Here is a 21,020-nt window from a genome sequence, read left to right as displayed (position 1 = left end):
GGCCCCTTGTAATTTCTGGGCAATCCGCTAGCCTGAAAACGTATCGGAAGGCGGCGCGCTCGCCCGCGGCTCTGGCGGCGCCTTTCTTGTGCCTTACGCACATTTTTTGCTTTGCAAGCCCGCCTTCGCCCACACCCCTTCGGCACTATGAGGACTTGCCCGTGTTACCGAATTCTGCGGCTCTGCTGGGCCTGGATATCGGCTCCACTACAGTAAAACTGGCCTTGCTGGACGCCGACGGCCATGTTCTGGAAACTCGTTACAACAGACACGGCACTGCGGTGCGCTCCACCCTCGCCGGTCTGCTGACGGATCTGGCGACCCGCCGTCCCGGCACGCGCGTTGTCGCCGCCATCACCGGATCTGGCGCGCTTGATTTGGGCGCGCGGCTCGACCTTCCCTTCATGCAGGAACTGCTGGCCACGGCCCGCGCCGTGGGCCACGCCGCACCAGACACCACAGTGGCCGTGGAGCTGGGCGGCGAGGACGCCAAGCTGCTCTACCTCGGGCAGGATGTGGAACTGCGCATGAACGAATCCTGTGCCGGCGGCACAGGGGCCTTCATCGACCAGATGGCCCGTCTGCTCAATACCGACGCCGGAGGGCTCAACGCCTTGGCCGCGCGTCACACAACCCTCTACCCCATTGCTTCGCGCTGCGGCGTGTTCGCCAAGACGGACATTGTGCCCCTGCTCAATGGCGGCGTGCCCCGCGAGGACATTGCGGCCTCCATTTTGCAAGCTGTGGTGGAGCAGACTATCGGCGGTCTGGCCTGCGGCCGGCCCATTGCAGGCAAGGTGGCCTTTTTGGGCGGCCCCTTGCATTTTCTGCCGGAGCTCAAAAAGCTCTTCATCGCCTCCCTCAACCTGAAGCCGGAAGCCGTAGTGGCCCTGCCCCACGCCCAATGCGCCGCCGCCATAGGGGCGGCCCTGTGCGTGCGCGGCAACGACACGGCGGTAGATTTGTCCCGCCTGGCCGAGCGGGCCGCCGCCCTGGTGGACGAACCCCTGCCGATCACGGCTCGCGCCCTGCCCCAGCTTTTTGCCGACGAGCAGGCCTATGCGACCTTCAGGGAACGCCAGCCGGCCCCGGCCCAGCCGCAAAAGGGGCTGCTCACCGCCGCCAGAGGCCCCCTGTATCTGGGGCTGGACCTGGGTTCCACCACCGTCAAGGCCGTGCTTATGGACGCGGGGCAGACCCCGCTGGACTGGCGCTACGCCTCCAACGGCGGCAACCCGCTGCAAACCCTGCTGCCCGCCCTGGCCGACATGCTGGACAAAATTCCGGAAGGCGCATGGCTGGCCGGGGCCGGAGCGACAGGCTACGGGGCCCATCTGGCGGAATCCGCCCTGGGAGTGGACTGCGTGCTGGTGGAAACTCTGGCGCACTTCAAGGCGGCGTTGCGTCTGGCGCCCCAGGTGAGCTACGTCATCGACATCGGCGGCCAGGACATGAAGTGCCTGAAGGTGGAAAACGGCGTCATCAGCGATGTGAACCTCAACGAGGCCTGCTCCGCCGGCTGTGGGGCTTTTTTGGAAAGTTTCGCACGCGGATTGGGCCTGGACATGGAGGAATTTGTCCGGCTGGCCCTCTTTGCCGCCCACCCGGCAGACCTTGGCTCGCGCTGCACAGTCTTCATGAACTCCAAGGTGACCCAGGCACAAAAAGAAGGCATGCAGGTTTCGGACATTGCGGCCGGGCTGTGTTATTCCGTAGTGCGCAACGCCCTGGACAAGGTGCTGCGCATCAAAAGTGTGGCTGAACTGGGCGAGCATGTGGTGGTGCAGGGCGGGGCCTTTCTCAATGACGCCCTGCTCTGCGCCATGGAGCGCACCTTGGGCCACCCCGTGTACCGACCAGCCCTTTCCGGGCTCATGGGGGCCTTTGGCGCGGCCTTGTCCGCCCAGGAGACCTTGGCCGACGCCAGGGCCCGCTCGCCGCTCTCCGGCGCGCTCATCCGGAGCCTGGTCATGCGTACCCGCAGCTTCCGCTGCCGAGACTGCGGCAACCACTGCCTGCTGACCGAAACGCGTTTTTCCCACGGCACCCGTCATATTGCGGGCAACCGCTGCGACCGCTTCAGCGAATCCCGCCGGGGGGCCGCGCCGCCCGCCCCCAACCTGTTTGCCTGGAAAAACCAACGCCTCTTCCGCTATGAACCGCTGCCGGAGGACGCCGCGCCCCGCGGACGGCTGGGCATTCCGCGCGTGCTCAACATGTACACGCACTACCCCTTCTGGTTTACCCTCTTTACCAACCTGGGCTACCGGGTAGAAGTCTCCCCGCCCACCAACCGCGCCTTGTTCGCGGCGGGTCTGACCTCCGTGCCTTCACAGAGCGTCTGCTACCCGGCAAAACTGGCCCATGGGCATGTCCTGGCCCTGCTGGACCGGGGCATAAAGCACATCTTCTTCCCCTGCATCCCGCGCGAAGCGCAGGAATTTCCCGAACTCTGCGACACCTTCTCCTGCCCTGTGGCCTGCGGTTACCCGCAGGTGGTGCGCGAAAATCTGCCGGAACTGGCCCAAGCCGGAGCCGTGCTGCACGCCCCTTTTGTCAACCTGACCCACACGGCCTCCCTGGTGCGCAACCTCTGCCGAGAATTTGGCCTGCCCCGCGCCCAGGTGCGGGCCGCCGTACGCCTGGCCTCGCAAGAACAACGCCGCTACTGGCACGAACTGCGCACAGAAGCCAACCGCATCTATGACGACGTGCGGCGCAACCACGGCTCCCTGGTGGTGCTGGCCGGCCGGCCCTACCATGTGGATCCACAGGTGCACCACGGCCTGCCGGAGTTCATTGCCGGTCTGGGGGCGGCGGTCATCAGCGAAGACGCCATCCCCCATGGCGGCATGGACAGCCCTCTGCTGCAGGGCCTGCGCGTGCGCAACCAGTGGACCTACCCTGCCCGACTGTACCGCGCGGCCGCCTGGGTGGGGCAAGCGAACCACGCCGGCGCGCGGGTGGAGCTGGTGCAGATTACCTCTTTCGGCTGCGGCCTGGACGCCATCACCACGGATCAGGTGCGTGAGCTGCTGCGTGCCAGCGGCAAACTCTATACCCTGATCAAGATGGACGAGGGCAACGCCCTGGCCTCGGCCCGCATCCGCATCCGTTCGCTCTTGGCCGTGACCCGTTCCCGTTCCGAAGCCGCAACGGCGGAACGAGCCGCACTTCTGGCCGCTCCGACCGCGTTCACCCGACACCACGCCGCCAGCCACACCATCCTGGTGCCCCAAATGGCCCCCCTGCACTTTCCCCTGCTGGTGGAAGCCCTGGAGGGCGAAGGCCACCAGGTGCGATTGCTGCCTGAGGTCAGTGCCAGGGCCGTGGACCTGGGCCAGGCCTATGTGAACAACGACGCCTGCTACCCGGCTATTGTGGCCATCGGCCAGCTGCTGGAAGCCCTTTGCGACGGGCATTGCGACCCCGCGCGTACGGCCCTGCTCTTTTCCCAGACCTGCGGCCCATGCCGGGCCAGCAACTACCCCGGCATGCTGCGCAAGGCGCTGCGGGAGTGCGGCTTTCCACAGGTACCCGTTCTGCGGCTCAGCTCCTCCGGCGCAAACAACCAGCCCGGATTCAGACCCTCCCGCGCCCTGCTGGGGCGCATGGTTCTCGGCATGCTGGGCGGCGATATGCTCCAGCGCCTCTCGCTGTTCACAGGCACCCACGAACGCCATAAGGGCGACACCGAAGACCGCACCCAGGCCTGGCTGCGCACCCTGGCCCCCAGCGTTCGCAAAGGCGATGTGGACGCCTTTCAGAAGCAGATGCCCCGCCTGCTGCGCGATTTTGAACAAATCCCTCTGGATGTGGCCCCACGTCCGCGCGTGGCCGTGGTGGGCGAAATCCTCCTTACCTACCACGAGGACGCCAATAAACATATCGTGTCCCAGATTCGTCAGGAAGGCGGCGAACCGCTCCTGCCGGACCTGACCAACTTCATGCTCTACTGTCTGATGGATTCCATCTATGACTGGCGGGCCCAGGGCGGCGCTACCCTGGCGGCCCTGGGCAGCGCTCTGGCCATCCGCCGGGTGGAAAAACTGCGCCGGGGCCCGCGTGCCCTGCTGGCGAGCTCCCCGCTGGCAGACAAAATTATGCCCGTGGCACATATTGACGGCCTGGCCCAGCTGGGCGAACAGGCCCTCTCCCTGGGCAACGCCGCTGGCGAAGGCTGGCTGCTGCCCGCAGAAATGCTGGAATTCATGCACCACGGCGTCAACAACGTGCTCTGCCTGCAGCCCTTTGGCTGCCTGCCCAACCATGTGGTGGGGCGCGGCTCCTTCAAGACCGTGCGCCGCCTGCACGAAGAAGCCAACATCATGGCTATTGACTACGACCCCGGCAGCAGCGAGGCCAACCAGCTCAACCGCATCCGCCTGTTCATGGCCTTGGCCAAGGAACGCCGAGAGACACAGGAAGCGCCGCAGCCCGCCGCAAGCCCCGTGGCCCGCACACGGCCCGTGGCGGAACGCCGCGCGGTCGCCCGCCGCACCCTTTCGGCTGCCATCTCCCTGCTCCCACAGCTGGCCGGCTTGCTGCCGGGGTAGATGTATGGGGGAAAATATGGGGGGAAGGGAACTTTTCTTTTATTGCTCCGTGTTGGCGGCGCGCACAAAGGCATTGTAGGCGGCGCGGCTGTTGCGCACGGCGTCGTTCATGCGCTGGCGCAGGGGCGCGCTGAAGAACTGTGCCTCCACCCCTTGCGCCAACAGGGTTTCATACCCTGCGGCCGTTTTCAGAAAGGCGCGGAACAGGCGCTCCACCTCCGGTGCAGCAAGAAAGGGCGGGCGGCCAGCCGTGGCCAAAGCCGCCCGCAGATCATGCAGCTGTGCGCGCAAGGCCGCATGGTCCGGCACGGGCGGCGTGAGCAGCCGGGCAACCGCGCCGCAGCCGGCAAACACCCGCTCCGCAGCCAGAATCTGCCGCCGCAACGGGTGTCCGCGCAAAAGCAGGCCCTCGGCCGTCACGGCATGGGCCTCCACCGTGCGCACATAACTTTCCCGCGCCGCCGCAAACTCCGCGTGCGCTTTTTCCATGCTTGCCGCCAAGGCCCGACCCTTGACCCCGTCGTCCTGAATGTCCACGTCCTTAACGTAGCGCTCCAACGCACGATAATCCGCCCTGATGCTGGCCGCGGTTTTGGCCATGATTTCCGCCTGGCGGACCAGCAGCGTCGCGTCCGCTTCCGGCAGCAGCCCGGCGGGCGGCGTCAGCTGCCGGGCCAGCGCGCGGTCTTCGTCGCCCGAAGCCTCAGGGCGAGGCAGCAACTGCCATTCCTGCAGATAGTAACGGGTCTGCACCATGAGCAGATCGGCCTGCCCGTAGCGGCCGGAAGCCAACGCATTGAGCGCGTCGTTATAAAAGGCCACCACGGCGTCGGCCTTTGCCCGCTCCACCTCCGTGGGCAAGGGAAGGGCTTGGTCACTGTCAGCTGGTTGCGGCTGGTCGGCGGTTTGATTTTGGCCCTTGGCGGCATGCTGGAGGGCCGCCGAAGTCGTTGTTGACGTCGTCGGCGTCTCTTTGCTGTCATTGTCGCAAGCCGTGAGCGACAGCGCCACCAAGGCCAGCAGGGGATACACCAGCACAGGGGCCAGCAGCCGGGGCAGCCGTCGGGCCAGAGCACGGGCCGCAGGCTTGCGGCTGCGGAGAAAAAATACGGCGGTTCTGCGCGTCATACCCGGGCCGCAATCCATTCATTGAGCCCCGTGAGGTCAGGCCCCCAAGGATGTTCCCCGCCTTGCAGCTCCGGCCCCACGCCATAAAACAGCGTGCCCACCTGTGCGGCGGCGTCCCGGTCCGTGGGGGCGTCGCCCACCATGAGCGCGTCTTCCGGAGCCAGGGGCAGAGGCGCGACAATGTGCCTGAGAACTTCGGCCTTGGCCGGCGGCGAACCGTGGATGCCAATAAAGTAATCCTTTAAGCCACGTTCGCGCAGCACGGCCTTGACTTCCTCATCCGGCGCACCGGAACAAACGTACATGGGCAGCACGCCACGCCAGCGCCGCAAGGTTTCTTCCGCACCAGGGATAAACGGACAGCGCCGTACCTCTTCCAGAGAATAGTCCACAAACTGGCGGGCCAGCGCGTCGGATTCCTCAGGCGTGATCTCCCGGCCCAGCACTTCCTGGTAAAACCAGGCGAACTTTTTATAGCGGCTTACGCCCCCGTGCCGGGTATGGTACAGCACCATGCGGTCCCTGGCCTCAGGGCCAAAGGGTTCGGCAATGCGGGCATAGGCCCGCGTCTTGATGGGCACGCTGTCCAGCAGCACGCCGTCGCAGTCGAACACAAGGCATTGCAAAGCCATATATTCATCCTCAATGTTGCGGATGCGCCACGCCGCCTTGGGGGGCGGCTGTACCGCGCATGCCGATGACCTTGGCGGGCACCCCGCCCACAATGGTAAAGGGGGCCACGTTGCGGGTGACCACCGCGCCCGCGCCCACCACGGCGCCGCGCCCGATGCGCACGTCCGGAGTGATGACGCAGTTGGCCCCGATCCAGACGTCTTCTTCAATAATGATCTGCCCCGGCACATGGCCTTGACGCATGATGGGCACGTCCTGCCTGGCAATGCGGTGGTTGGCCGCACGGATGACCGTACCGGGCCCTACGGCCGTGTGCGCCCCGATTTCGATGCGTCCCGCGTCCGCCCCCACATGCACGCAGGGCGACAGGGCCACATCGTGGTCCAGCACCAGCGTGCCATCCGTGGCAGTAACAAAGCAGCCTCGGCCCAGCCGCACGTTGTCGCCCAGCCGCATCTGCCGGCAGCCCGCCAAGGTAAGCCCGGTGCCGAAACGCACGGAACCGCAGCGGGCGAACAGCCAGCGCCAGGCCAGCAGCCGCAAGGCCAGCCCCACGGGCGTGGGCACCCAGGCAAACAGGGCTATCCACAGCTCTTCCATGGCCGCGGCCAGACGTTGCTTTGCGCCGGGCGGGCCAGTGTGCCCAGCCGCCGCCGGGGACATGGACGCAGAGCAATCGGACGGAGCCGGTCCAGACAGGCCGGGGGCGCTCTCGCCAGGATCAGATTGGCCAGGATCAGACTGGCCTGGGGCAGTCTGGCCAAAGTCGCGCGGCGGCAAGGACGCAGCCATTTATTTGCTGTACTCGTGCATGAGGTCGTCGCCTTCCATCAGCCGGGCCACACGGGCCAGGTCTTCCGGCGTATCCACGCTCCAAGTGCGGCAATCGGTAGGCACCATACGCACTTTTTCGCCGTATTCAAGGATGCGCAGCATGTCCACGGATTCGTAGATTTCCAGCGGGCTTTCCTGCAGTTCATTAAAACGGAGCAGATAGTCGCGGCGGAAGGGGATGATGCAGACCTGCTTGCGCATGGGCACCTTGTCCGCGCCCTTTTTGCGCGAAGGGATGGGCTCGCGCGAAAAATAAAGAGCGTCGTTGTTGCGGTCCACCACCACCTTGACTTCGTTGGGGTCTTCAAATTCTTCCAGCGTGTCCATCTCAGCCATGAGGTTGACCACGTTGATGGAGGGGTCGGCCAGCATGGKGGCCACGGCGGCGTCGATCATCTCGGGCCGGACCATGGGCTCGTCGCCCTGGACCATGACCACGATGTCGGCCTTTTTGCCCGTAGCAGCCTCAATTTTGAGCAGAGCCTCGGCAGTACGCGTGGAGCAGCGCACATGATGGTCGCCGGTCATGACGCAAGCAAGGCCCGCGTCTTTGCAGTAGTTTTCAATGATGGCGTCGCAGGTGGCCACATAGGTGGCGGCAAGGGTTTTGCTCATGGCCGTGCGAAAGGCCACATGGCCCACCATAGGCACGTTGTGGATGAGCGCAAGCGGTTTGCCGGGATACCGACTGGACCCCATCCGCGCTGGAATGATAGCGATAATATTCATGGAATGGCTCCTTGAGGGGCTGATTTTACACGGTTTTCAGCAAGCAAAAGGATAAAGCGCGGGGACGGGGCGACGGGAGTGTACGTCTTYGGTACTCGMCCGGAGCACAGACGCGCGCTGACGCAGGCCGCCGTGGGTTCTGTTGTRCGCCCTGTCGGGCCGCGACCAGAGGCCATACAGGCGACGCCCCCGAAATGCCGCGGATTTTTGTTTGTGGCAAGAAAGCGCGGGGACGGGGCGACGGGAGTGTACGTCTTCGGTACTCGACCGGAGCACAGACGCGCGCTGACGCAGCCACAAGCAAAAAGACGCGGCATTTCAGTCGTCGGTGGGGAGCAGATACCCCCCTTCGGACGCCAATTCCGGATGCATCTGCCGGTGCTCCTCTTCCATAACGCGCAAAATGCCMTGCCCCAGGTCCACGGTCAGGGGCGGCACCAGCTTGCGCCCCACCTTGGGCATGAAGGCGTAAGGGGTAATCTGATAGTGGCCACTGTTGGGGTCGTTCTGGTACTTGATGTCCAGATCCTTGCCCAACATTTCGCCGATCATTTTGAAGAGGTCTCCTACCCGCATAGGCTGGTTGCCGGAAATAATGATATTCTGATTCTCAAATTCCGGGGCCAGCACGGCCAGGGTGGCGGTGCTGGCGTCGTCCACATGCACGTATTCGCGCAGAGCCGTGGACGCGCCGTAATAGGTGATGCTGCCCGCAGAAAGGGCTTCATAGACAAAACGGTGGATAGCGTTGCGGCGGTCCGAACGCGGGCCGTAGAGCGAGCCGTAGCGCAGAATGGTGTAGGGCAGGCCGTGCATGGCCTGATAATTTTCTATATACAGCTCGCAGGCCTGCTTGCTGCAACGATAAAAGCCGCCGGATTTGCCGTAGACGTACAGGGAACTGGCAAAAACGTAGCGTCTGACTTTGGCCTGACGGCAGGCCTCCAGCACCATGACGTTGCCCACCACATTGATGCGGGCCGTGTCCACCGGGCGGCTGTTGGCCTCGCCAATGTCGGCTATGCCGGCGTAATTGAAGACCATGTCCGCGCCCTGCACGGCCTGATGGACCACATCTTCATCCAGAATGTTGCCCGTGATCATGGTCTGATCCTGCCGCAGCCAGGGGGAAGGGTGCAGGTCCACAATAGTTACTGCATGCCCTGCCCCGGAAAGTTTGTCGCAGATGTGTGAGCCAAGAAAGCCCGATCCGCCGAAAACGGTGATCTTCACTGTCTGTTCTCCTGTCGGGGGCGCTCTGCCGCTGCCCACAAAAAGACGGAATCAATGCCGTAGGCAATAAAGCGGCTGCCCGCCGCCATTTGTCGGGCCAGTTCTGTGGGGTCGGGCTGCACAATATGCAGGCCCATACGCGCCCCGCAGCGCGCGCAGACGGCGGCGATGCGGTCCATGACTGCCTTGAAGTCGGGGTGGTCAAAACGTCCGGTAAGCCCCATGGAGCCGGAAAGGTCGTAGGGCCCTACCATAATGGCGTCCAGCCGCGGATGGGAAACAATGGCCTCCAGCTGCTCTACGGCGCGGATGTGCTCAATCTGCGCCACCAGGAAAAGTTCCGGGGCGCGGTGTGCGCGGTAGTCGTCAAAATTCTTGCCAAAGGCATTGGCCCGGCAAAAGCCCACGCCACGGTATTCCGGGGCTGTTTCCCCGGCCGGCCGCCAGCTGTCCTGGCCGGGGTAGACGGAAAGGTCGATGGCCCGGTCGAGCTGGGCGCGGCTTTCGATCATGGGAAAGATAAGGCCCTGCGCGCCGGCTTCCAGGGCAGATTTGATCTGCGTTTTGCTGGCCTCGCCCAAACGGGCGAAGGGCGCGGCCCCACCGCATTCAATGGCCCGAAAGACGTCGGGGAGGCCCGTGCGGCCAAAAGAGCCGTGTTCCATGTCCACGGCCACCCAGTCGTAGCCCGCCCGGGCCATGAGCTCGGCCACATCGGGCGAAGGCAGTTGCAGCCATGTGCCCACGGTGGCTTTGTCCGCCGCCAGCAGCGCGCGAATTTCGTGTACAGTCATAACAAAGCGGCTTGCCGCCGCAGGGTTAAAGGACAACAAACGCAGGGAGTATACGCCGCCGCCGGGTCAGACGCAACGCGCCCAGGCCCCAAAAAATCCGCACAAAAACCCCAACTTTTTATAATGGTTTCATGAACACGCAGATTTTTTATGAAAAAAAATATGTGAAAAATTGCGCAGCTCCTTGACCTAAAAAAACTTCCGGCCTATTCTGGAGCAGCTTGCGGCAGTTGTCGCAAGTCGATGCCTCCGCAAGGCGGCGTTTTTTTAGCCCTCTGCCCTCTGCGGACCTTGCGGCCCTGCACAGCAAACTGGCGAACCGGCCCAAACCGCAGCTTTGCTCCGGCGCGGCCCGAAGGTACATATGGACAACGCCTCCTGTACGCATACCGCCGTGCGCGAAATTCGCTTGCGGACCACGGTCTATCTGGGCGTGGGGGCTTTGACGCGTCTGGAAGACGTGTTTGCGCGTCTGAAGGAAGACGGTGTGCGCTCCGTGCTCTGCGTTTGCGGCGGGCACGCCTATCGGGACAGCGGGGCCTGGGACGAGGCCGAACACGCGGCCCGTCGTCAGGGTTTGACGCTGGCCTTGTACAACCGCGTCACGCCCGACCCTTCCACGGACTGTATGGACGAAGCCGCCGCTTTGGGGCGCGTGGTGGGCGCGGGCGCCGTGCTGGCCATCGGCGGCGGCAGTTCCATAGACTGCGGCAAATGCGCGGCCGTGCTGCTGGCCAACCCTACAGTGACGGCCGAAGATCTGTTTTGCTGTAGATTCCGCCCCCGCACGGCCCTGCCTCTGGTGGCCGTGCCCCTGACCCATGGGGTAGGCAGCGAGGTCAACCGCTTTGCCGTAGCCACCCTGGTGCGGGACAACCGCACCGCGGTCATTGCCCACGACTGCATGTACCCGCGTTATGCGGTGGACGACCCTGCGCTTATGACCGGGCTCTCGCCCGAACAAACCCGTCATGTTTCCGTGGATGCCCTGAGCCGCGTGGTGGAAGCCGCCACAACCACTGTGAGCAATGCTTTTGTGGTTATGCTGGCCAGAGAAACCGTGCGCTTGGTTCACCGCTGGCTGCCCATGGCCCTGGAGCAGCCCGACGACCTGGAGGCCCGCTATGGTCTGTGCCTGGCTGCCATTCAGGCCGGGCTGGCCTTTGACAACGGACTGTTGCATATGGCCCACGCGTTGGAGCAGCCCTTGCGCAGCGTTTGCAAGGCCCCCCACGGTCTGCGTCTGGCCGTGCTGCTGCCTGCGGTAGTGCGGGAATGCTACCCCGCCTGTGCGCCGGTGGCGGCCGATATTCTGGCGCCGCTGGCCCCCGGTCTGCACGGCCTGCCCGAAGAAGCCCCCAAGGCGGCCCGTGCCGTGGAGCAGTGGCTTTTTTCCGTAGGCCTGACGCAAAAGCTCCTGAACCTGGGGGTTCAGGAGCTGGATGTGGAGAAATTTTGTACTCAGGTGGAGCACACCCCGGCTTTGGGGCCGTTGCTTTCCGTAGCGCCGGTGGCCAGTTCGCACGAACTGGTGACCAGAATCTACCGGCAATCCTTGCGTCCTATGGCCTGAGTACGCCATCCTCCTCCTGGGCCGGACTGTTCTGCCGCAGTCCGGCCCCTTAACCCAAGCCCCGCCGTCGCCCGACGGCGGGGCCCCTTTTTCCCGCTCCGCGCCCTCCCTGGGCGTGACGCGAGAAAGCATTTCCCTAGCACCTTCCCGTGCAAAATCCAAGCGCAAATTTCTCCAAGGCCAGGTTTGCCGCTGGGTTAGGGAAGAAAATTTTTTGGATTTTACAATAACAAAAAGCTGTTAAAGTTTTTTGTCCACGCTCTGACAGGCTTGAAGCAAACGCCTTGTCAGGATAGTGCTGGAGCCGTCATGGAACTGTTTTGGGTATTCTGGCCAGACTTGGCCCCTTTTGCCGCCGCAGCCGCATCGCGGCTTACGCTGGCGCGTCGTCAGCGTATGGAGCGGTATGTCGCTCCTGCGGAGCAGTTGCGCTGCCTTGCGGCAGGGTTGCTGCTGCGCCGTGTACTGGGTGTGCGCCACGACCAGGATCTGACTCTGAACCCTTGGGGCAAGCCGCGATTACGGCGGCCCGGCGGCCTTGGCTTCAGCCTGAGCCACGCGGGACAGTATGCGGTACTGGCTGTGGGAACGCCGCCGCTGGGCGTGGATGTGGAGCCGCGTCTGCCCCCTGACCAGCCCCTGCCCTTGCGCGGCCTGCACCCGGCGGAACGCCGGGCCCTGGAGCAGCAGCCACAGCCGGAGGATTTCTGGCTGCGCCTCTGGACAGGGAAGGAAAGCCTGCTCAAGGCCGTGGGTCTGGGCTTGTGGCGCAATCCTGAAGAAATCTCACTGCTGCCCTTGCAGAACGGCGTGTACCACTGGCGGAACCGGCCCTGGCTGCTGACCTGGCGGGAGCTGCCGGGCCATGTGCTGGCTGTGGCTGCCCGCCGTCCTTTTGCCTCCCTGACGCTGACAGGGCTGACCCCCGTCGACCTGCTGGCGGACACCCTCCCCTCGCCTTTGCGTGGTTTTGCGGCGGCGTCCGTCTGAACCAAAACGTTGTTGCAGGCGCGTTCCGGCAGATACTGCGTCAGCCTTGCCGGGCTTCGGGATTAAGGCAGTCCGGGGGCACGCGACCGTCCAGGGCGGCGAAAATTTTTTCTGCACAGCTGTTGCCCATGCTGATAAAGCCGTCCATGGTGGTAGCGCCTTTATGCGGGGTCAGCAGCACGTTGGGCAAGTCACGCAGACCGGGATGGATCTGCGGCTCACGCTCAAACACGTCCAGACCGGCTCCGGCAATATCGCCCTTTTGGAGGGCTGCTGCCAGGGCGTCTTCGTCCACCACCGGCCCCCGCGCCGTATTGATGAGGATGGCGTGACGGGGCATGATTTCCAGCTCACGTCGGCCGATGTAGTGCCGGGTTTCGGTGGTTAGCGGAACGTGCAGACTTACGAAGTCTGCCGTGGCCAGCAGGGCGTTTTTTTCCATAAAGCGCGCCCCGGTCCGGGCTTCAAAATCCCGCCGGGGCCGGTGCGCCGTATAGATAAGCCGCATACCGAAACCGGCGGCTCGTTGGGCCACGGCCTGGGCGATGCGCCCGCCGCCCACCAGGCCCAGGGTTTTGCCGCTGACCCGCTGCCCGATTTTGAGCAGCAGGCCCCAGGGTTGTTCGCCGCTGCGCACAAAAGCGTCGCACTCGCGCAGGCGTCGGGCCACCCCTAGCATGAGGGCCATGGCCAGGTCGGCCGTATCTTCGGTGACCAGGCCGGGGTTGTGCGTCACCCAGATGCCCAGGCGGGTGGCTGCGGCCACGTCCACATGGTCAAACCCCACACCGTAGCAGGCAATGATTTTACAGGTAGGGGCCAGAGCTTCCAGCACTGCCGCGTCCAGCGGCAGCACCGGGGCAATAATGCCGTCCCGACCGCGTACGGCTCCGCAAAGGGCCGCGTGGTCGAGTCCGCCCAGGGGGCCCATCTCCACCGTGCAGCGGGTGCGCAATAAAGCCACAGATTCCGGAACAATGGCACGGATTACATAGATATTCGGCTGAGACATGGGTGCTGTGTCGGCTGTGGCTCAATGTGAAATAATGCTGGCCAAAAAGTCTTTGGCCCGCTGGGTCTGCGGCGCTTCAAAAAAGCGTTCCTTGGGCGTATCTTCCAGAATTTGGCCGTCTTCCATAAAAAGGACTCGGTGGGCCACTTTGCGGGCAAAGCCCATTTCGTGGGTCACCACCATCATGGTCATGCCTTCGTAGGCCAGCTCCACCATAACGTCCAGCACTTCGTTGATCATTTCCGGGTCCAGGGCCGAGGTGGGTTCGTCAAAGAGCATGGCCACCGGGTCCATGCACAGGGCGCGGGCAATGGCCACGCGTTGCTGCTGTCCGCCGGAAAGCTGGGAGGGATATTTTTTCATCTGCGCTTCCAGCCCCACCCGAGTGAGCAGGGCTACGGCTTTTTCCATGGCTTCCTGGCGCTTGCGTTTAAGCACTTTTTCCTGCGCCAGAATAAGGTTGTGCAGGATGTTCAGGTGAGGAAAAAGCTCAAAATGCTGAAAGACCATGCCCACATGGCTGCGCAGTTCGGCCAAATTGGTTTTTTTGCTGGTCACTTCGGTGCCGTTGACGAATATCTGCCCTTCCTGCACCGGCTCAAGGCCGTTGACCGTCTTGATCAGCGTGGATTTGCCCGATCCGGAAGGTCCACAGACCACCACCACCTCCCCTTTATTGATGCGGGTGGTGCAGTGGCGCAGCACGTTGAAGTCGCCGTACCATTTGGAAACGTCGTTGATGATGATCACAGGTTCGGTAGGAGGGTTGCTCATACTTTTATTCTCTTTTTTACCGTGGTCACGGCCAGGGAAACGCAGAAACAGACCACAAAATAGCCCGCGCCCGCCAGCAGCACCATGTTGATTTCAAAGCCCGTCGTTTTGCCGATGTTGGTGGCCGTGCGGAAAAAGTCCGCCAGACCGATGATGTAAACCAGGGATGTATCCTGAAACAGAATCATACCCTGGGTGAGCAGCAAGGGCGTCATGACGCGGAAGGCCTGGGGCAGGATCACATAAACAAGCGCCTGGGGCCTGGTCATACCCAGGGCCAGGGCGGCCGCCCCCTGCCCGGCGGAGACGCTGCGCATGCCCGCCCGGATGATTTCCGCGTAATAGGCCGCCTCAAAGGCGCTGAAGGCCACCACGGCCGAAACCAGGCGGATGTCCGTCTGGGGCGAAAGGTTGAGCACGTTGCTCAGCACCTGCGGCACAATGAGGTAAAACCACAACAGCACCATCACCAGAGGAATGGAGCGGAAGCAATTGACGTAAAGCGTTGCAAACCAGCGCAGGGGCGCAAAAACCGAGATGCGCGCTACAGCCAGCAGCGTGCCCAGCACCATGCCCATGATCACAGCCGTGACCGTGATCTTGAGGGTAACCAGAGCGCCCTGGGCCAGCAGGGGCAGGCTCTGGGCAATCATACTCCAACCAAAATCAAGCATTTTTGCCTCCCATGCTCACGGAGGGCAGCCGCATTTTGTTCTCCAGAAGTTTCATGGCCCGCATGACCACAAAATTCAGCAAGACATAGGCCAGGGTCACGGCGATGAAGGACTCGTAGGCATAGCCGGAAAATTCCAACAGCCGGTTAGCCTGGGAGGTCAGCTCCACCAAGCCGATGGTGGAGGCCACGGCGGTGTTTTTGACCATATTGAGCATCTCTGAAGTGAGCGGCGGGATAATGATCCGGTAGGCATTGGGCAAAAGCACATACAGATAGGTCTGCGGCAGGGTCAGGCCCAAGGCCAGGGCGGCGGAACGCTGCCCGCTGGAAAGAGCCTGGATGCCGGAGCGCACCTGCTCACAGACGCGCGCGCCGGTAAAAAAGCCCAAGGCGCAGGTGGATAAAATAAAAAATTGAATATTCGGATTAAGTTCGGCTTTGAACCATACGCTTACATCGTGCGGCAGCAGGTCCGGCGCGCTTAGGTACCAGATAAAAAACTGGACGATAAGAGGGATGTTACGAAAAATGGCCACATAGGCGGCCCCAATGGTGCGAAAAAGGCGACTTGGCAGGGTACGGAGGATGCCGAACAGCGATCCGGCCACAAAAGCCACAATCCACGCACAGACAAACAGGGCCGCTGTGGTCAGAAATCCGTCCACCAGCCAGCTGAAGTAGGTCACGTTGCCGAACGGCGCCTGTTCAAAAAAAATGCCCCAATTCCAATTTGCCTGCATGGGTCGGATCCCGGTTGAAAGACTGTGTCACACTACGTTGCACTGACGGCGCCACGCAGCGCGTGGAAAATGCAAGGCAAACGCGCGGGTCGGCGCAAACCGGCCCGCGCGCCGCACGGTTAATCCAACGCCTTGTCGTTGGGCGCTTTAAACAGCGTCCTCATTTCTTTGGACATTTCAAAGTTCATGTTCATCCCCTTGGGCGGGATGGGCTGCATGAACCAACGCTGATAAGACTTTTCCGCCACGCCGGAAAGCTGCATTTCGGCAATGACGTCGTCCACCAGTTTCTTGAAGGGGGCATCCCCCTTGCGCACCATGCAGCCGTAGGCTTCATAGCTTTGGGGCRTGCCAACGATGGCCCATTGGGCGGGGTTTTTGGCCTTGGCGCGCTCGCCGGCCAGCAGGGCGTCGTCGATGAAGAAGGCCACGGCGCGGCCCGATTCCACCGTACGGAAGGCATCACCGTGGTCTTTGACGCTGATGATGTGGATACCCAGCTTTTTTTCGTCATTCATCTTGTTGAGCAGCTTTTCAGAAGTGGTGCCGGCAGTGACGGCCACGTTCTTGCCCTTGAGATCGTCAAAATCTTTGATGCCGGAATTTTTGTCCACCAGAAGGCGCGTGCCCACAATGAAGAATGTGTTGGAAAAATCCACCTGCTGCTGGCGCTCGCGGTTGTTGGTGGTGGAGCCGCATTCAAAGTCGAAGGTGCCGTTCTGCAGCAGCGGGATGCGGTTCTGCGAGGTGATGGGCACGTAGCGCACCTTGAGGTTGGGCATATTCAGCTTTTTTTTGACGGCGGCCACGACCTTGTCGGAGTAATCCTGAGCGTAGCCCACCACGTTCTGCTGCAGGTCATAATACGAAAAAGGCACAGAAGATTCCCGATGCCCAACTGTTATAATGCCGGTATCTTTGATTTTTTTTAGCGTTCCGGTCAATTCCTCGGCCTGGGTCCCACCGCTCTGCGCGGGCACAAGCAGCAGTGCCGCCAGAGCAGCCAGGGCAAATTTTTTCCAATTCATGAATGCCTCCTCAAAGATGACGTTGCCGACAAGGGGGCCCCTTGCCGTGGGCACAGCCGCCGCCGATGCGCCCGGCAGGGGCTCTGCGCGCAGTATACGGCACAATATGACATGTTGGAAGAAAAAGTACAATAACCGCCGTCGCCGCTGCGGCGGTTGTCCAAAGGCGGCAAAAACCCTCTCTTCTGCCCTGTCAGTGTCCTGAATTGGAGCGACCTTGTCAATATGTTGCCAATCTGCATACTTAGAGATTTTTTTCTCAATCCGCACGGCATCTTTTTTTCAGAGCGCACACGCCCCTCCCTTGCGCGCTCGCCGCCCGCGCTCGACCTCGCTGGCATTTTCTGCTAGTCACTACCACTAGCAACTGCGTTGGCGATTTTTTTACGGCCGCCGCACAACCTCAACCTGGATACGCCATGGAAACCTCCGCCCATCCTCCGGTTCCCGCCTTTTCTTTCCGGCGCATGGCCGGTCTGGATCAGGCCCTGCTGCTTGCCGACGACGAATGGCGTCACCTTGACCGCCTTGACCCCAAGCTCTGGATGGCTTTGAGCTGCCCCACCGAAGGGCTGGAATTTGACACCGCCACCCTGCGCCTGCTGGACGAAGACGGGGACGGACGCATCCGCGCCGCCGACCTGCTGGCCGCTGTGGCCTGGGTCTGCCAGCGGGTTAAACGCCCTTCCCGTCTGCGGGAGCGCGCCCCGGACCTGCCCCTGGACAACCTGCGCGAAGACACGCCTGAAGGCGCGGAAGTGCTGGCCGCCGCCCGCCTGGTGCTTGCCACGGCCAACGCGGAAGGCGCTGCGACAGTTGCGCGGGAGCAGATTGCCGCCGCTCTGGCCGCCGCCGCCGAATATCCCTACAACGGTGACGGCGTGCTGCCGCCCTGCTCCGTGCCGTCTGCTCAGGCGGATGTAGCCCGCTTCATTAGCCTGGGCATGGCCATGGCGGGAGCCAAACGTGACGATTCCGGCCTGCCCGGCCTTGATTTGCCTCTGGCCCAAGAGATCCGCGCCCGCCTGCAGCAGGCCCGGGACTGGCGTGCCCAGGTGCGTGGGGCCGAGCTGCCCCTGGGCGCAGCCACAGAAGAGGCTTGGACGCTGCTCCAAAAAATCTCCCCCAAGATCGACGATTATTTTACCCGTTGCCGGATGGCAGACTTTGCGCCCGCCGCCCTGCCCTCCCTCAATGAGGAAGGCGAAGCTGCCGCAGACGGCGAAGAGGCCCTGCTCTCGTTAGAGACCCTGCGGCGCCGCCCCCTGGCCCGCATTGTGCCGGGCCGTTCCCTGCTGGACGCCGCGCGTGGCGTGAATCCCGCCTGGGAGGAAGATTTGCGCGCTTTTGGCCGGCTTTTTGCGCCCCTGCTGCCGCAGAAAGAAGGCGAAGCATGGTCTCTGGACGCCGCAACCTGGCGCGCCCTCAAGGAACGCTTCGCGCCCTACGCCGCCCTGCTGGCCCAGCGCCCAACACAACCGGCCGCCCCCGAAGAGGCCGCGCCCGCAACTTTTGCCCGGCCCGACCTGCCCGCCCTGGCTGCTGCCCCTGCCGGCGACCCGCTGGGACGGGCTTTTTTACCCCGTGCGCCGCAGGAGGCCCTGGACGCCGTGACGGATGCGGATTTGGACGCTCTGCTTGCCAACAACGTATGGCAGGGCTTTCTGGCCTGCCTGGAGCGCGAAAAAGCCGCACCGCGTCTGGATTCCCTGCGCGCTCTGGAAAAGCTGCTGCTTCTGCACGCCCACCTCTATACCCTGCTCATGAACTTTCTTTCCTTTGCCGATTTTTATGAGCCGGGCCAGCGCGCCATTTTTCTGGCCGGCACGTTGTACATGGACAGCCGCTCCTGCTCCCTGTGCGTGCCCGTAGCCGATGTAGAAGGCCATATGGCCCTCGCCGCGCAAAGCCACCTTTGTCTGCTCTACTGCCAGTGCACCCGCCAGACCGCCCAGGGCGCGACGCAAACCGCACAGATCGCCGCCGCCCTGACCGCGGGGGGCACCGCCGCCCTGGTCAAAGGCCGCCACGGCGTGTTTGTGGACAATGCCGGGCAGATCTGGGACTGCGCCCTGCTGCGCGTGGTGCACAATCCCATCAGCCTCAAGGAAGCCGTGTGGGCCCCCTACGTACGCTTTGCCAATCTTGTGGGCGAGCAAATGCAAAAACTGGTGGCCGCCAAGGACAAAGCCGTGGCCACAGCCACGACCAAAACCGCCGGTTCCCTGGCTTCAGGAGCCGTGGCCCCCACGCCGCCACCGGCTGCGGCTGCGGCCAAACCGCCGTTTGACATAGCCAAGAGCGCGGGCATCTTCGCCGCCCTCAGCGTAGGCATCAGTATGGTCAGCGCCTCCTTCGCCTACATTGCCAAGTCCCTGTTCTCCCTGGGTTGGTGGTGGCCGCTGGCCCTGGCCGGGCTGTTTGTCTGCATTTCCGGCCCCTCCACCTTGCTGGCCTGGTTCAAGCTGCGGCGGCGCAGCCTTGGTCCTCTGCTGGACGCCTCCGGCTGGGCCGTCAACACAGGTGCGCCCATTAACCTGAGCCTGGGCGCCTGCCTCACGCGTGAAGGCAGCATGCCCCCCGGCGCGCAACGCTCACTGGACGATCCTTACGGCCTGCCTGCCCGCCTGGGCCAAGGCAGATCACGGGCCTTGACAGCCGTAGCGCTCATCCTGCTTCTGCTGGGCGCGGCCCTGGCCGCCAGCTGGGTCTGGCGAGACAATCTGCCCCCCTGGTTGGGCACGCGCCTGCCCTGGGCGCAAAGCGTTGCACAGCAACCAGACGCTGCCGCCAAGGGGGATGCGGCCAAAAAGACGGCTGTCAAACCAGAGGCCGCCACAGCCAAAGCCGCACAAAAGGATACAACGGATGCGGCCAAAACCGAGGGAGGCCAGCCGGAGGCCTCTGCGGCTCAGGTTGACTCCAAGACCGGACACAAGGACAAGGCCGCCCCAGCCGCTGCACCATCGCCCCTGGACAAGCTACTGCCGCTGCCCAAAGCCCCCTAATGCATTGCAACTTTTGGAATATGTATTCTAAAACTTTTTACTACGCACACCGTGGCGCGTAACTGTGCATATACACTGCGTTTGCACCTGCATGACTGACTTCTGTTCACGCAGTCGCCAGAGCAACTTCAAAATGAAATTATTCTAGCTGCCTCGGCGTTGTGTAATACTCCCGGTTTTTCTTTGTTTGCGTAAGCGGCCGCCGCAGCCCCTGGGCCCGGCGGCCGCTCTTGCTTTCTGCTGGAAGATGCGTATATGTATACTGCCACATGGCGCAACTATTCTGCCGCCGCCCACAAGCGGCCTTCACCCCTTTTCCCGGAGATGTCATGAAACGTAGCGTGCTTCTGGCCGCACTGCTGGTCTGCTGCTGTGCCCTCCTGCTTACTGTGACCGAAACCACGGAAGCCGCCCGGCTGGGCGGCGGACGTTCGTTTGGCGGCAAGCCGTTTATGAGCACACCCGCACCCGCCCGTCCTCAAACCGCCCCAAGCAGACCGGGCCCGGCCGTTAACCAGAACCGGCCACAGCAGCAACAGCCCGCTGCCGGCGCTGCCCGGCCCGGCCTTTTCGGCGGCATGGGCGGCCTCATGGGCGGGCTGCTGGCCGGCACGCTTATCGGTTCCCTGCTTTCGGGCCACGGTTTTGCCGGCGGTGGTTTTATGGACATCCTCATTTTCGGCCTGCTCATCTATTTTGGTCTGAAGCTCTTTGCCCGCTTCCGCAGAGCGCCGTCTCCGGTCGGGGCCGGTCAGGGGCCAGCCGCTGCGGACGAACCCTTCCGGCGTGAGGGCGCCGACGGTTGGGGCGCCTTGCGCAGCACGGCTGCGGCCACGGGCGGAACAACGGAAGACGCGCCGCCCGTTTCCGTTCCTCAGGGCTTTGATGTGGAAGAATTTCTGCGTGGGGCCAAGATGGCCTATAACCGCCTGCAGCAGGCCTGGGACAAACGAGATATGGCCGACATCGCTCAATTTGCCACCCAGGCTGTGCAGGAGGAAGTACGCCGCCAGATGGAGGCGGACCCTACCTCCGGCAGCACGGAGTTGCTCTTGGTCAACGCCCACCTGCTGGGCGTTGAGAACGACGGGCCGGACCAGTATGCCCAGGTCTTTTTTGATGTGCTGCTGCGGGAAGACCCCGCCCAGCAAGCGCCCACCTCCGTGCGTGAGGTATGGCACTTTGTGCGGCCCGTGGCGGGCGGCATGTGGAAGCTGGACGGCATTCAGCAGGTGGAAGGCTAAGCCCTGACGTTCTTCGGGAGGGGCCTGTGACCCCCCCTGTTTCGCCGACAAAGCCCAAAAGCAAACAA

General features: G+C 63.1%; 16 protein-coding genes. 5 read left to right on the top strand and 11 right to left on the bottom strand.

Annotated elements, in window-relative coordinates; all coding sequences use genetic code 11:
- The first annotated feature begins 161 nt into the window (after window positions 1–161).
- Entirely contained in the window at window positions 162–4,556 is a 4,395-nt protein-coding gene (locus EB812_RS00625; RefSeq protein ID WP_118228970.1) for an acyl-CoA dehydratase activase, read from the top strand.
- 39 nt (window positions 4,557–4,595) lie between these two features.
- Here EB812_RS00625 and EB812_RS00620 read toward each other — a convergent pair whose 3' ends face one another.
- From EB812_RS00620 to EB812_RS00595, 6 genes are all read right to left on the bottom strand, one after another.
- Window positions 4,596–5,684 (bottom strand): hypothetical protein, encoded by a 1,089-nt coding sequence (locus tag EB812_RS00620; RefSeq protein WP_118228971.1) that lies wholly within the window; start codon window positions 5,682–5,684, stop codon window positions 4,596–4,598.
- Window positions 5,681–6,316, bottom strand: coding sequence for an HAD family hydrolase (locus EB812_RS00615; RefSeq protein WP_118228972.1), 636 nt, complete (start codon window positions 6,314–6,316; stop codon window positions 5,681–5,683). The genes EB812_RS00620 and EB812_RS00615 overlap by 4 nt, the downstream gene beginning before the upstream one ends.
- A gap of 10 nt (window positions 6,317–6,326) precedes the next feature.
- The gene (locus EB812_RS00610; RefSeq protein WP_236031472.1) at window positions 6,327–6,917 is read right to left on the bottom strand and encodes an acyltransferase; all 591 of its coding nucleotides are present in this window, start codon (window positions 6,915–6,917) and stop codon (window positions 6,327–6,329) included.
- Window positions 6,918–7,109: 192 nt separating this feature from the next.
- Complete coding sequence (locus EB812_RS00605) at window positions 7,110–7,880, bottom strand: 3-deoxy-manno-octulosonate cytidylyltransferase (RefSeq protein WP_130957705.1); 771 nt, start codon at window positions 7,878–7,880, stop codon at window positions 7,110–7,112.
- Window positions 7,881–8,198: 318 nt separating this feature from the next.
- Window positions 8,199–9,113: an NAD-dependent epimerase/dehydratase family protein gene (locus EB812_RS00600; protein WP_130957704.1), complete on the bottom strand. Its 915-nt coding sequence runs from the start codon at window positions 9,111–9,113 to the stop codon at window positions 8,199–8,201.
- Window positions 9,110–9,907, bottom strand: coding sequence for an HpcH/HpaI aldolase family protein (locus tag EB812_RS00595; RefSeq protein ID WP_118228976.1), 798 nt, complete (start codon window positions 9,905–9,907; stop codon window positions 9,110–9,112). The genes EB812_RS00600 and EB812_RS00595 overlap by 4 nt, the downstream gene beginning before the upstream one ends.
- Before the next feature lie 364 nt (window positions 9,908–10,271).
- Here EB812_RS00595 and EB812_RS00590 point away from each other — a divergent pair, with 364 nt between their 5' ends.
- Together EB812_RS00590 and EB812_RS00585 are read left to right on the top strand one after the other, a co-directional pair.
- Window positions 10,272–11,480, top strand: a complete 1,209-nt coding sequence (locus tag EB812_RS00590) for an iron-containing alcohol dehydrogenase (protein WP_118228977.1) — start codon at window positions 10,272–10,274, stop codon at window positions 11,478–11,480.
- Window positions 11,481–11,789: 309 nt separating this feature from the next.
- A complete protein-coding gene (locus EB812_RS00585) occupies window positions 11,790–12,470 on the top strand; it encodes a 4'-phosphopantetheinyl transferase superfamily protein (protein ID WP_118228978.1) in 681 nt (226 codons plus the stop codon).
- Window positions 12,471–12,510: 40 nt separating this feature from the next.
- Here EB812_RS00585 and EB812_RS00580 read toward each other — a convergent pair whose 3' ends face one another.
- From EB812_RS00580 to EB812_RS00560, 5 genes are all read right to left on the bottom strand, one after another.
- Window positions 12,511–13,482, bottom strand: coding sequence for a 2-hydroxyacid dehydrogenase (locus tag EB812_RS00580; protein ID WP_118228979.1), 972 nt, complete (start codon window positions 13,480–13,482; stop codon window positions 12,511–12,513).
- Window positions 13,483–13,503: 21 nt separating this feature from the next.
- Complete coding sequence (locus EB812_RS00575) at window positions 13,504–14,256, bottom strand: amino acid ABC transporter ATP-binding protein (protein ID WP_270229082.1); 753 nt, start codon at window positions 14,254–14,256, stop codon at window positions 13,504–13,506.
- The gene (gene gltK / locus EB812_RS00570; protein WP_118228980.1) at window positions 14,253–14,930 is read right to left on the bottom strand and encodes a glutamate/aspartate ABC transporter permease GltK; all 678 of its coding nucleotides are present in this window, start codon (window positions 14,928–14,930) and stop codon (window positions 14,253–14,255) included. The genes EB812_RS00575 and gltK overlap by 4 nt, the downstream gene beginning before the upstream one ends.
- Window positions 14,923–15,672 carry an amino acid ABC transporter permease gene (locus EB812_RS00565; RefSeq protein WP_118228981.1) on the bottom strand — a complete coding sequence of 250 codons (750 nt, stop codon included), beginning with the start codon at window positions 15,670–15,672 and terminating at the stop codon, window positions 14,923–14,925. The genes gltK and EB812_RS00565 overlap by 8 nt, the downstream gene beginning before the upstream one ends.
- Before the next feature lie 119 nt (window positions 15,673–15,791).
- Window positions 15,792–16,700, bottom strand: a complete 909-nt coding sequence (locus tag EB812_RS00560; RefSeq protein WP_130957703.1) for a glutamate/aspartate ABC transporter substrate-binding protein — start codon at window positions 16,698–16,700, stop codon at window positions 15,792–15,794.
- A 419-nt stretch (window positions 16,701–17,119) separates the two neighbouring features.
- Here EB812_RS00560 and EB812_RS00555 point away from each other — a divergent pair, with 419 nt between their 5' ends.
- Window positions 17,120–19,708, top strand: coding sequence for an ABC transporter permease (locus tag EB812_RS00555; protein ID WP_207287297.1), 2,589 nt, complete (start codon window positions 17,120–17,122; stop codon window positions 19,706–19,708).
- A 329-nt stretch (window positions 19,709–20,037) separates the two neighbouring features.
- Complete coding sequence (locus EB812_RS00550) at window positions 20,038–20,952, top strand: Tim44 domain-containing protein (protein WP_118228983.1); 915 nt, start codon at window positions 20,038–20,040, stop codon at window positions 20,950–20,952.
- Window positions 20,953–21,020: the final 68 nt, after the last annotated feature.

It is taken from the genome of Desulfovibrio legallii (assembly GCF_004309735.1).
GTDB lineage: Bacteria > Desulfobacterota > Desulfovibrionia > Desulfovibrionales > Desulfovibrionaceae > Desulfovibrio > Desulfovibrio legallii.
Note: the sequence above shows the minus strand (reverse complement) of the source record. Positions and strands in the feature narration are given on the sequence as shown.

Excerpts from the sequence above, each read along its gene's own strand:
- EB812_RS00555 (WP_207287297.1), top strand. The coding sequence starts at position 17,120 with ATGGAAACCTCCGCCCATCCTCCGGTTCCCGCCTTTTCTTTCCGGCGC.
- EB812_RS00565 (WP_118228981.1), bottom strand. The coding sequence starts at position 15,672 with ATGCAGGCAAATTGGAATTGGGGCATTTTTTTTGAACAGGCGCCGTTC.
- gltK (WP_118228980.1), bottom strand. The coding sequence starts at position 14,930 with ATGCTTGATTTTGGTTGGAGTATGATTGCCCAGAGCCTGCCCCTGCTG.
- EB812_RS00610 (WP_236031472.1), bottom strand. The coding sequence starts at position 6,917 with ATGGAAGAGCTGTGGATAGCCCTGTTTGCCTGGGTGCCCACGCCCGTG.
- EB812_RS00580 (WP_118228979.1), bottom strand. The coding sequence starts at position 13,482 with ATGTCTCAGCCGAATATCTATGTAATCCGTGCCATTGTTCCGGAATCT.
- EB812_RS00575 (WP_270229082.1), bottom strand. The coding sequence starts at position 14,256 with ATGAGCAACCCTCCTACCGAACCTGTGATCATCATCAACGACGTTTCC.
- EB812_RS00615 (WP_118228972.1), bottom strand. The coding sequence starts at position 6,316 with ATGGCTTTGCAATGCCTTGTGTTCGACTGCGACGGCGTGCTGCTGGAC.
- EB812_RS00595 (WP_118228976.1), bottom strand. The coding sequence starts at position 9,907 with ATGACTGTACACGAAATTCGCGCGCTGCTGGCGGCGGACAAAGCCACC.
- EB812_RS00620 (WP_118228971.1), bottom strand. The coding sequence starts at position 5,684 with ATGACGCGCAGAACCGCCGTATTTTTTCTCCGCAGCCGCAAGCCTGCG.
- EB812_RS00590 (WP_118228977.1), top strand. The coding sequence starts at position 10,272 with ATGGACAACGCCTCCTGTACGCATACCGCCGTGCGCGAAATTCGCTTG.
- EB812_RS00550 (WP_118228983.1), top strand. The coding sequence starts at position 20,038 with ATGAAACGTAGCGTGCTTCTGGCCGCACTGCTGGTCTGCTGCTGTGCC.
- EB812_RS00585 (WP_118228978.1), top strand. The coding sequence starts at position 11,790 with ATGGAACTGTTTTGGGTATTCTGGCCAGACTTGGCCCCTTTTGCCGCC.